At 39.0% G+C, this 11046-nt stretch carries 9 protein-coding genes; 7 read left to right on the top strand and 2 right to left on the bottom strand.

What is annotated here, in order from left to right; translation table 11 throughout:
* Window positions 1-437 precede the first annotated feature (437 nt).
* On the top strand, window positions 438-1850 hold the full coding sequence (locus tag AW17_RS15090) for an MBL fold metallo-hydrolase (protein ID WP_029277819.1): 1413 nt from the start codon (window positions 438-440) through the stop codon (window positions 1848-1850).
* 150 nt (window positions 1851-2000) lie between these two features.
* Window positions 2001-2969 carry a YpdA family putative bacillithiol disulfide reductase gene (locus AW17_RS15085; protein WP_029277817.1) on the top strand — a complete coding sequence of 323 codons (969 nt, stop codon included), beginning with the start codon at window positions 2001-2003 and terminating at the stop codon, window positions 2967-2969.
* Window positions 2970-3747: 778 nt separating this feature from the next.
* Here the strand turns inward: AW17_RS15085 and AW17_RS15075 are convergent.
* Window positions 3748-4740, bottom strand: a complete 993-nt coding sequence (locus AW17_RS15075) for an alpha/beta hydrolase (RefSeq protein WP_029277813.1) — start codon at window positions 4738-4740, stop codon at window positions 3748-3750.
* A gap of 294 nt (window positions 4741-5034) precedes the next feature.
* Here AW17_RS15075 and AW17_RS15070 point away from each other — a divergent pair, with 294 nt between their 5' ends.
* The 5 genes from AW17_RS15070 (at window position 5035) to AW17_RS15050 (ending at window position 10560) form a co-directional block, all read left to right on the top strand.
* Window positions 5035-6006 (top strand): polyprenyl synthetase family protein, encoded by a 972-nt coding sequence (locus tag AW17_RS15070; protein ID WP_029277810.1) that lies wholly within the window; start codon window positions 5035-5037, stop codon window positions 6004-6006.
* Window positions 6006-7061: a TerC family protein gene (locus AW17_RS15065; protein WP_029277809.1), complete on the top strand. Its 1056-nt coding sequence runs from the start codon at window positions 6006-6008 to the stop codon at window positions 7059-7061. The genes AW17_RS15070 and AW17_RS15065 overlap by 1 nt, the downstream gene beginning before the upstream one ends.
* 215 nt (window positions 7062-7276) lie before the next feature.
* Entirely contained in the window at window positions 7277-8725 is a 1449-nt protein-coding gene (locus tag AW17_RS15060) for a M28 family peptidase (RefSeq protein ID WP_029277808.1), read from the top strand.
* Between the two features lie 603 nt (window positions 8726-9328).
* Window positions 9329-10165, top strand: coding sequence for a M23 family metallopeptidase (locus AW17_RS15055; RefSeq protein WP_029277807.1), 837 nt, complete (start codon window positions 9329-9331; stop codon window positions 10163-10165).
* Window positions 10166-10170: 5 nt separating this feature from the next.
* Window positions 10171-10560, top strand: a complete 390-nt coding sequence (locus AW17_RS15050) for a bactofilin family protein (RefSeq protein ID WP_051691872.1) — start codon at window positions 10171-10173, stop codon at window positions 10558-10560.
* Window positions 10561-10610: 50 nt separating this feature from the next.
* On the opposite strand, the gene AW17_RS15045 is transcribed toward AW17_RS15050, so the two are convergent.
* The gene (locus AW17_RS15045) at window positions 10611-11039 is read right to left on the bottom strand and encodes a CBS domain-containing protein (protein WP_029277803.1); all 429 of its coding nucleotides are present in this window, start codon (window positions 11037-11039) and stop codon (window positions 10611-10613) included.
* Between the last annotated feature and the right edge of the window lie 7 nt (window positions 11040-11046).

The raw sequence follows: 11046 nt of genomic DNA, 5'->3' as shown, positions 1-11046 counted from the left end.
TCAGCCTCATCTTTGCTTAACTGGCGTATACTCTGGACACTGTTCCTGAAAAGTATATCCAGATTCTTATTACCCCTGCTAATTAACCTTGAATCGGATAAACTCGTAAAACCTCGTGTTTGCATCCAACAAAGAAACAAATTATTCAGAAATGTGTCCACACGATAGGATTCATCGGGATTAGGGTAACGCCCAAATCAGTTTACAGCTAGCAATTTACAGTTTTCGGTTCCAGGCTTCTACTAAACCTCGCAGGTTTCAAAAACCTACAAGGTCTGTACCGAAATAAGTAAAACTTCTGCAATTATGACCGACATCATTTCGGTTATAAGTATTTAGCGCTATTTTTGCAGTAATAGATCCGTCATGCTGAACTTGTTTCAGTATCTTTCTAGTAAGACCCTGAAATAAATTCAGGGTGACGATGCGTAAATAACATGAAAATAGAACAAATATATACAGGTTGCCTGGCAGAAGCCGCTTATTACATCGAAAGTAATGGCGAAGCTGCAATTATTGATCCGCTAAGAGAGGTTGGAACGTACTTAAAGAAAGCCGAAAAAGCAGGGGCCACCATTAAATATATTTTTGAAACGCATTTTCATGCCGATTTTGTTTCCGGACATGTAGATCTGGCAGAGAAATCTGGTGCCGAAATTATCTATGGCCCAACCGCTAAAACCGAGTTTAAATCGCATATTGCTAAAGATGGCGAGCAGTTTAAAATTGGAAACGTAACCATTACCGCTTTACATACTCCTGGGCATACTTTAGAATCGACTACTTATCTGCTAAGAGATGAAAATGGGAAAGATCACTGCATTTTTAGTGGCGATACCTTATTTATTGGCGATGTTGGTCGACCTGATTTAGCGCAGAAGGGCCATTTAACCATGGAAGATTTAGCGGGAATGCTTTACGATTCGTTAAATGAAAAAATAAAGCCCTTAGCTGATGATGTAATTGTTTACCCGGCGCATGGTGCAGGTTCTGCCTGTGGCAAAAGCATGAGTAAAGAAACTTTCGATACTTTAGGGCACCAAAAGCAAGTAAATTACGCTTTAAAAGCCGAAACAAAAGAGCAGTTTATTGCCGAAGTAACCGATGGCATTTTGCCACCACCACAATATTTTGCTAAAAATGCGGCCATTAATAAAGGTGGAGTGGAAAGTATTGATGAGGTTTACGAGAAAGGATTAAACGCTTTAACCCCGCAAGCTTTTGATGACACTGCAAACCAAACAGGGGCGATTATGCTCGATACCCGCGATCCGCAGGTTTTTGCAAAAGGTTTTATTCCAAATTCGATCAATATAGGGCTTAACGGACAGTTTGCACCTTGGGTTGGTGCTTTGATTACCGATTTACAGCAACCAATTTTACTGATTACCGATCAGGGTAAAGAAGAAGAAACCATTACCCGTTTAACCCGTGTAGGATACGATAGTACCATTGGTTATTTGGATGGTGGTTTCGAAAGATGGACAGATGCTGGCAAGGAAATCGATACGATTGAATCAATCTCAGCCGAGGCATTTGAAACAGCTAGTCTTAACGGTGAAATTACAGCACTTGATGTACGCAAACCAGGTGAGTATGAATCAGAACATCTGGAATTTACGCTGAGCCGTCCGTTAGATTTTATTAACGACTGGACTGGCGAGATTAATCCAAAATCTACCTATTATATTCACTGTGCAGGTGGCTACCGATCGATGATTGCTGCTTCCATCTTAAAATCGCGTGGAGTAGAAAATGTGATTGATGTTGCAGGCGGTTACGGCGCAATTAAAAATACTGGTTTAAAAAGAACCGATTTCGCCTGCCCAAGCAAAGCGATGAAAGTATAAGTAACTTAGTCATTAAAAGAGATCGTCATTTCGAGTGGAGCGCAGCGCAGTCGAGAAATCTATTTCAATGGATCTCTCTCCCGATTTAACGTCGGGACGATGCTCGAGTCGAAATGACAGCCACTCTTAAAGCGGAAGAAAAACACCTGGATGTCAGACAATCAAAATCATTACGACGTATTAATTATCGGTGCTGGCCCAATAGGGATGGCTTGTGCAATAGAGGCGCAAAAAGCGAACTTAAGCTACGTAATTGTAGAGAAAGGTGCTTTAGTGAACAGTTTGTTCAATTATCCTGTATTTATGACCTTCTTTTCTACTTCTCAAAAGTTAGAAATTGGAGGGGTTCCTTTCGTAACCATCAGTCCGAAACCTAACCGAAATGAAGCGGTTGAGTATTACCGTCGTGTGGCCGAAAAATTTGATTTAAATATCCATCTCTTTGAGAGCGTAAAACAGGTTGTTAAAAATGATCAGAATATTTTCGAAATCAGTACCTCGAAAACCGATTATACTGCCAATAATGTAATTGTGGCTACAGGTTTTTATGATGTTCCTTTATTGATGAATGCTCCTGGAGAGGATTTACCAAAAGTAACGCATTATTATAAAGATCCGCATTTATATGCCTTTCAGAATGTAGTGGTGGTTGGTGCCAATAACTCGGGCGTAGATGCTGCTTTAGAAACGTATCGGAAAGGTGCAAATGTAACCATGGTTGTTCGTAGTAACGATCTTGGTCCTCATGTTAAATATTGGGTGCGCCCGGATATCCGGAACAGGATTAAAGAGGGAGAAGTTAAAGCACTTTTCAATTCCGAATTGCTTGAAATAAGAGAAGGTGAAGTAGATATTAAAACACCTGAAGGAATAAAAACCATACCGAACGATTTTGTAATTGCGATGACGGGTTATCAACCGGATTTTGGGATGCTGAGGAAATTTGGCATCGAATTGCCTGAAACGCTTTGTCCGGTTTACAACGAAGAAACGATGGAAACCAATGTGAAAGGTTTGTATCTGGCGGGTGTAGTTTGCGGTGGATTGGATACACACAAACTTTTTATCGAAAATTCTAGGGTACACGCCGAAATGATTGTGAAGAATATCCTGAGTTAAATTTCTTACGAAGTTTGGCCAGGGGATAAGCGATAGAATAACTTCGTAAGTCTTACACCCGAGTTAAAACTTCCGAAGTCTTCTGCGCGCTAAGCTTTTAGACTTCTGAAGTTAATTGGTTATTTTTTGATCTTCCCCATCTATAGGTTACAGATAGCATCATAGATACTACTATAATTTGAAGTATAAGTACAGCTTTAGATACGATCGTTAAAATAATGAAGTTTTGTTCATATTGATTGATTTTTGGTTGCATGGATAATGGCGGGTAAACTGTCCAGCTGTTAATATTGTGATATGGATTAAAGAAAGGCAAAAGTTGTACTGCTATGGACGCTAGCAGGATTAAAATAAAACCTAAAAAGAAAATAAATGAGCGCTGAATTTTTCTGCGAAATGAGTGTTTAAGTTCCTTGAAAAAATAAACAAAAAAAGAAATGATTACAAAAAACGAAATCAAGAAATGTCGGCTTTGTATAACGAAATAAGTGTCGTGCAGATTTAGATCGATAGAGTCGCTGAAGATTGTTTTCCCGAATATGGCAAAACCTATAATTATTGTAAATATCGTACAGCTTAAAATCCATAAGATTTCCTGCAATAATGGTTTGTTTTTCATAATGAGCGAGATTTAGATTTGTTTAATAAATATACATATTAGCCGTCATGCTGAACTTGTTTCAGCATCTTTCCTGCAAAATAGACTCTGAAATAAATTTACTGCGTAGCTTTCCGCTGCGCTACAGGTCAAGGTGACGATCCTCCTGATAAAACTAAATCAATGAACCGGTACTTTCAAAGTACTTTCCACAAAACTTTCAATAGCCGCATTTACAGTCGGTAAGTCCTTCGAAGTAATATACGATCCCATCACATGGTTTCCAGCATTGGGTATGGCCTGCTTTCTTTTTAAAGCGTTCGGTGTACCCAATTCATCGAACATTTTCAGCATAGCATCTACACGCACTACAGGATCTTGCTCAAGTTCATTTTTGTAATAATAGAGCATTAAAACAGGTTGTTTTACTTTTTGGAAAGTCGTTTTTACCATACTGCTCTCAATAAACTCTTCCAGCTCAACCAGAGATTCTAGGCGGTAATTGGTGTACCAGTATTTTTTATATTCATCAGTACGATCGTCTACTTTGCGTTCATCGCCACCCACCACTTTTCGGGCAATCTGTAAGCCCCAGGGGTTGTTCAGGAGCCATGCATTTTTATCGTTAATGGCTACATTTGGCGACAATAAAATCAAGCTGTTAATTTCAGGATAGGTTGCCGCTAGTTTTAAAGCGACAGTTCCACCGGTAGAAGTGCCTACTAAAATTACTTTTTTGCCCAGTTTTTTGCCGATGGCATAAGCCTGTTTACTGGTTTCCCAAAGACGGTCGGCGGTAAAATATTGCATGGGTGCAAGTGTATCAATGCCGTGATCGGCCAAACGAGCCAGATATAAATTGGCATTTAGTTCTTTTGCTAAATTTAGGTAAACGGGGTTTCCTTCTGTTTTTGATGCCGAGAAACCATGGAGGTAAACAATGGCATACTCGGTTTGCTTGTGGAGGGGATCGGCCCAGATGATTTCGGCTTCGTTACCCGGTTTTATTTTGTGCATCGATTCTATGCTGGCCACATAACGGTCTAAATCTTCCAGATCGGGAACCTGTGTGAGTTCTTTGTTATAAACTGGCTTTTTGGGTTTTGGCCCCAATAAGTAGCCTGCAACAATTAATGCCGAAAGGCCAATAAGTACTTTGTAGCGTTTTTTCATCTATGGCTCAGCTAATATTAGTTTAAATGTAAAATTTGAAATCAAATAAAGCTAATCTTTTTGAGGAATTAGTTGTGGTTTTGAGTGGTTATTGCCCGCACTAACCCATAATGTTAAACCTGATCGCGCTAAATGGCCCACAGCCCGAAGCATGAGGGCGAGGACTACGGGCAATAGCAGGAGCAAAAGATGTTAAAGATTAAGCTGTTGCTTTTCAAATCCTTAATAATACGATTGCACATTACCTTTTTATGGGAAATTAGCTTAAGTTTGCAATCAAAATTTTTCGACTTAATGCCGGGAATCGAACAGATAAAAACACCTATTGCTGCTGATATTAAAGCGTTTGAAAAAACCTTTAAAGAATCTATGCATAGCGACGCACCGTTGCTGGATAGGATTACCCATTATATTGTAAAGCAAAAAGGCAAACAAATGCGGCCGATGTTCGTATTTTTTGCGGCTAAACTATGCGGTGGCATTACCGAATCAACCCATCGTGGAGCTGCTTTAGTAGAGCTTTTACATACGGCTACCTTGGTGCATGATGATGTGGTAGACAATGCTTACGAGCGACGTGGTTTTTTCTCTATCAATGCTTTATGGAAAAACAAGATTGCCGTTTTGGTTGGCGATTACCTGTTGGCTAAAGGATTGTTGCTGTCGGTAAACAATAACGAACACCGTTTGTTACAAATTGTATCGGAAGCGGTGAAACAGATGAGCGAGGGTGAACTGTTGCAGGTAGAAAAGGTGCGGAGGATGGATATTTCGGAAGATTTATATTTTGATGTGATCCGACAGAAAACCGCTTCTTTAATTGCTTCTTGTTGTGCTGCGGGTGCTGCTTCGGCAGGTGCTGATGATGAAACGATAGAAAAAATGCGTTTGTTCGGCGAAAAAGTAGGAATTGCCTTTCAGATTAAAGACGATACCTTCGATTTTGGGACAGATGATGTGGGCAAACCTTTAGGCATTGATATTAAAGAGAAGAAAGTAACCTTACCTTTAATTTATGCGCTGAATAAAGCCGAAAAAACCGAACGTAAAAAAATAATTAACCTGGTGAAAAACCACCAGGATGATCCGGTTAAAATTCAGCAGATCATTGATTTCGTAAATGCCCATGAAGGGGTGTATTATGCCAATCAGAAAATGCTGGAGTACCAGAAAGAAGCATTTGATCTTTTGCACAGTTTTGAGGCAGGCGAAGCACGAACTGGTTTAGAACAACTTGTACTTTACACCACTGAACGTAAAAAATAATGGGTAACGAATTACTTTTTAGCTTAGGTTTTCTTCTTTTTATTGTGCTGATTCTTGCCTTAGACCTTGGTCTGTTTAGTCGGAAAGAGCATGTGGTGAGCTTAAAACAAGCTGGGGTAATGAGTTTGATTATGGTGGCTTTGGCTATCTGTTTTTACTTTATCCTGTTAACCGAAGGGCACCAGCTTCATGGAATAAAGGACTTTGCTCATCTCAAAGAAATTGTAATTAGCCATCAGCATCATATTAAGCTGGTTCCTGATGATTTTGAAGGGAGTTTGGCGATTTATAGACAAAACCTCGGCTTAGAGTTTTTAACAGGTTATGTAATTGAATATGCCCTTTCTGTAGATAATATCTTTGTAATTGTACTCGTTTTTTCTGCCTTTGCCGTTGAAGAAAAATATTATCACCGTGTATTGTTCTGGGGTATTTTGGGTGCCATTATTATGCGTTTCATCTTCATTTTTGTTGGTGCAGCATTAATTGCAAAATTTGCCTGGATACTCTATTTGTTTGGCGCTTTCCTTGTTTTTACCGGGGTAAAAATGTTCTTTAGCAAAGATGAAGATGATAAGATTGATCCGGAAAATCATCCTGTGGTTAAATGGGCCTCGAAAATATTTTCTATTCATCCAAAGTACGAGGGCAAAAAATTCTTCGTAAAAATTAACCATAAAACACTGGTGACACCTTTATTTTTGGTACTGCTGATTGTTGAGTTTACCGATCTTTTATTCGCTGTCGATTCTATCCCTGCTATTTTTGCGGTAACAAAAGATCCCTACATTGTATTTTTCTCTAATATTTTTGCCATCATGGGTTTACGTTCCATGTTCTTCCTGTTGGTGAATATTATCCATAAATTCCACTATTTAAAAACCGGATTAGCCGTATTATTGGCATTTATCGGGATAAAAATGCTGGGACATACTTATCTGGAGAAATGGGGTTTCACTACTGAGCATTCGCTTATCATCATATTGAGTATCTTAGTGATGAGTATTGTAGCTTCATTGGTGTTTCCTAAGAAAAAGGCGCATGTACAGCCTTAAAATATTTTTGACCACCTACGCCAGCTGCGATTTTTGTCATTCTGAGCGCAGCGAAGAATCTTCGGCAGCAACGGCCAGGTGTATCTAGGTTGCAGATGCTTCGTGCCTCAGCATGACAACATGGTGTAGGTAGCTGGTTTTAAAGCAAAATATACGTTACAGCTGGCAATATCTAGCTAAAATTTGTACTTTCAGCAACTAAACTGTTATTCCTAATGAAATATCTTTTCGCTGCAGCGCTTCTTTATACCACTTTATTTGTAAATGCCCAGGATAAATTCGGTGATGTTTTTGCCAAAATCAATGCTGATGTACAGCAAAATTCAAAAGCTTATCAAACACTTAAATATGAAACCGAAACTATCGGTCATCGTTTAACAGGTTCTACAAACGGCGCAAAAGCAGAACAGTATGCTTTCGATTTATTAAAATCTTACGGTTGTGAAGTGAAGTTTCAACCTTTCGAAGTAGAAAGCTGGGCAAGAAAAACAATCAGTGTGGAAATTGGTGCTGATAAAAACAGTCTGACGAAAATGAAGGCTGTTACTTTAGCACATTCGCCAGTTAGTGCAAACGTTACTGGTGAGATAGCAGATGCAGGTAATGGATTGGAGGCAGATTATCAAGGCAGTCCGGAGAAGTTTAAAGGTAAAATTGCATTGATTTATCTTGGTGTATTACCAGGCTCTCCGGCTGGGACAAAGTCATTACACCGCTCAGAAAAGACGGCCATTGCCACAAAATATGGCGCAATTGGGGTAATTATTATTAATACGGTAAAAGGTGGCGTGCTTTTAACCGGAACAGCTTCGGTAACGGGTAAATTAATTTCTATTCCTGCTATTTGTATTGGATTAGAAGATGGTACAGCTTTAAAGGAAAAAATTAAATCACAACCGCAGATTGCACATATCGCCATGACTAATTTCTCTGGTTTAATCAAAGCGAGAAACGTAGTTGCTACTTTTAAAGGAACTGAATGGCCTAAGGATAAAATTGTAGTGGGTGGACATTTAGATAGCTGGGACTTAGCAACCGGTGCAATCGACAATGGAATTGGTTCTTTTGCTATTATGGATATGGCACGTACCTTTAAAAAACTGAATTTAAAAACCAAACGTACCGTAGAGTTTGTATTGTTTATGGGCGAGGAGCAAGGTTTATTGGGATCTAAAGCATACATCGATCAGGCTAAGAAAGACAAAACATTAAGCCAGGTTAAGTTTATGTTGAATTACGACATGACCAACGATCCGAAAGGTTTTTCTACTTCAAGAGCAGAAATGAAAGATTTGTTTACGGCCTGGGGAGCTGATATTGTAAAAATTGATACTGGTTTCAAAAATCTGTTTAATGCTGGCGCTGGTTTGCATAGCGATCATCAACCGTTTATGCTAGAAGGTATTCCTACTGGCGGTGGTTTTGGTGGTAAATTGCCAAACAATTCTGGTCCATTTTATCACTCAGATGGCGATAGTTTTAAACTGGTTGATGAGCAGGAACTTAAAAATACAGTACGTTACAGCGCCATGTTAACTTACGCTTTAGCCAGTACACCGAAAATTCCTGTTGGTGTTCAGGGCGAAGAAGAATTAAGGGCTTTCTTAGAATCTCAGAACCTAAAGGAGCCTTTGAGTATTGCCGGTGAATGGAGGTGGAAGTAATTTCATAGATTTTCTTGCCTCTTTCCTTACGGATTGATTACACTGATGTTGCCTGCGGGTTGATTACACAGATGTAGGGATTACACAGATTTTTATGTGGTTAATTCCCGTAAGATAATTCGTCATTTCGACCGCAGTGTTCCAAAGGAACTCCTTCGGAGGAGAACCCGAAGGCTCTGCGAAGCAAAATCTTTGTGAGAACTGCCTTAAAAGATTTCTCGACTTCGCTGATCTGCGCTCGAAATGACGGAAATAACTCATCCAAAGAGCCGTTTTTTCGACTGAAAATCAGCAATTTAAGTATTTGTTTTTATTTACTTATGGCATGCATGCTTGTTTCACAGGTTTCATCGGTAATGGAATGGGAAATCTTTCTTTGTTTTAGCGCTCGTTTTTAACCATTGCTAAATCGCTTTACAGCCAAAACCACTTAAATGTTACACACCTGTCTTTTAGCGAGCGTGAGCAATAAATTGAAGGTTAATTCGATGTTAATGTGTTGTGATTTTTATTCCTATAAGTGTTAAATCTGGGCTTTGTTTTTGACTGTGTGGTTGTTAATCATATATTTGTTTTAGTCCCAAACAAAAAATCTGAGTAAAAATGAACAGAAAACGGAACAAAACAACCGTAATTTTTGTAAATAATAATCAAAGTTCAAGCAAGCCCATCCAAGTTCCAACAGGATACATTGTACATTGGAAAAAGTATATTTTAAGCGTTTTAGGATTATTCTTAATACTTATATCCAGCATATTTTACCTGATCCGTAGTAATTCGAGTGTAGAATTAGCCAAGAGTAAACTTGAACTGGCGCTTTTAAAAAGTAAAGACAAACTATCTGTTATCGATACTTCTTCCCTAAAAAAGCATTACCAATCAATCGATAAAAAACTGCTTACCATCAATAAATACCTAAAAGCGAGAGGATTAAAGCCGATTTTAACGGGCAATGAAGGCGGAGAACAAAGCGATGATATTTTATCGGCTGAAGAGATCGGCGAGTTTTACGACAACTACCTGAGTAAAATTGCCTATAACGTGGCCTATACGCCTATGGGTTATCCACATTTAGGTACAATCACATCCGGATATGGGCATCGCGAAAATCCTTTTAGTGGTGAAAATGTGGAGACACATAAAGGACTCGATATCAGGGCCAATTATGGCGACATTGTTAAATGTACAGCGAACGGTAAGGTGATTTTTGCTGGAAGGCGTGGTGGTTATGGCAATTGCATCGTAATTAAACATGGTAATGGTTTTGAAACCTACTATGGTCACCTTTCTAAAATTTTGGTAAGGGTAGATGAGGATGTGATTGCTGGCAATAACATTGGCAAAGCGGGCTCAACCGGGCGGTCAACCGGGCCACATTTACATTATGAAGTGCATAAAAATGGTAAAGTTATAAATCCAAGATCCTTTTTAACCTTATAAGAAACATGTTCAAGAAAAACAATCAGATTAAAGACTTAAATCAACAGGAAATTTCTACGCTAATTGGCCTCGGATTTACCATTACCGGCGAGCTAAAAGGGAAAGCAGTAGTGAGGATCGATGGAACTGTAATCGGGAACGTAAATGTTGAAGGCGGCATTGTTTTAGGTGAAAAAGGGATGATTAAAGGCGACATTCAAACAGGTTCGGCCATTATTTATGGAACGGTTAACGGAAATGTAAAAACCCAAAACCTCGAAATAAAAAAGACAGGTAAAGTTAATGGCGACATTAAAACAGAGGCGATTGAAATTGAACTGGGTGCACAATACAATGGAAAACTCGAAATGCACCAATCAGGCAAAACAGAAGATAAAGTGGCCATAAAAGCGTAGGCCTCATCTATTGGTTGGTGTCTCACCAACCAACATAATCCAACTCAGCATTAACCACTAATATAGCTTTCCAATTGCGAAATGGTCTGTTTTTGATCTGCAATGATAAACTTTACCACATCACCGATTGAAACCATTCCTTTTACTTCGTCGTTTTCTACAACAGGTAAATGGCGGATGTGTTTGTCGGTCATCAGCTCCATGCAATAATCGATACTGTCACTTAAGTTAATGGTGATCGGACTGGCCGTCATTGTCTCTTTAATCAAAGTATCTTTTGATGATTTACCCTGAAGGATGATTTTTCGGGCATAATCGCGTTCCGTAAAAATGCCATGTAGCCGATCGTTTTCCATGACCAATACTGCGCTGATGTTCTTTTCTGTCATTACTTTTAAGGCATCTAAAACAGAAATATTTTCTGATACCGAGATAATCCGTACCTGTTTGGTATCTAACAAGTGTTTTACGCTTTTCATAAAACTT

It is taken from the genome of Pedobacter borealis DSM 19626 (genome assembly GCF_000708285.2).
Classification (GTDB): Bacteria; Bacteroidota; Bacteroidia; order Sphingobacteriales; family Sphingobacteriaceae; genus Pedobacter; species Pedobacter borealis.
The sequence above is the reverse complement of the archived record's forward strand: the minus strand, read 5'-3'. Positions and strand labels throughout refer to the sequence as shown.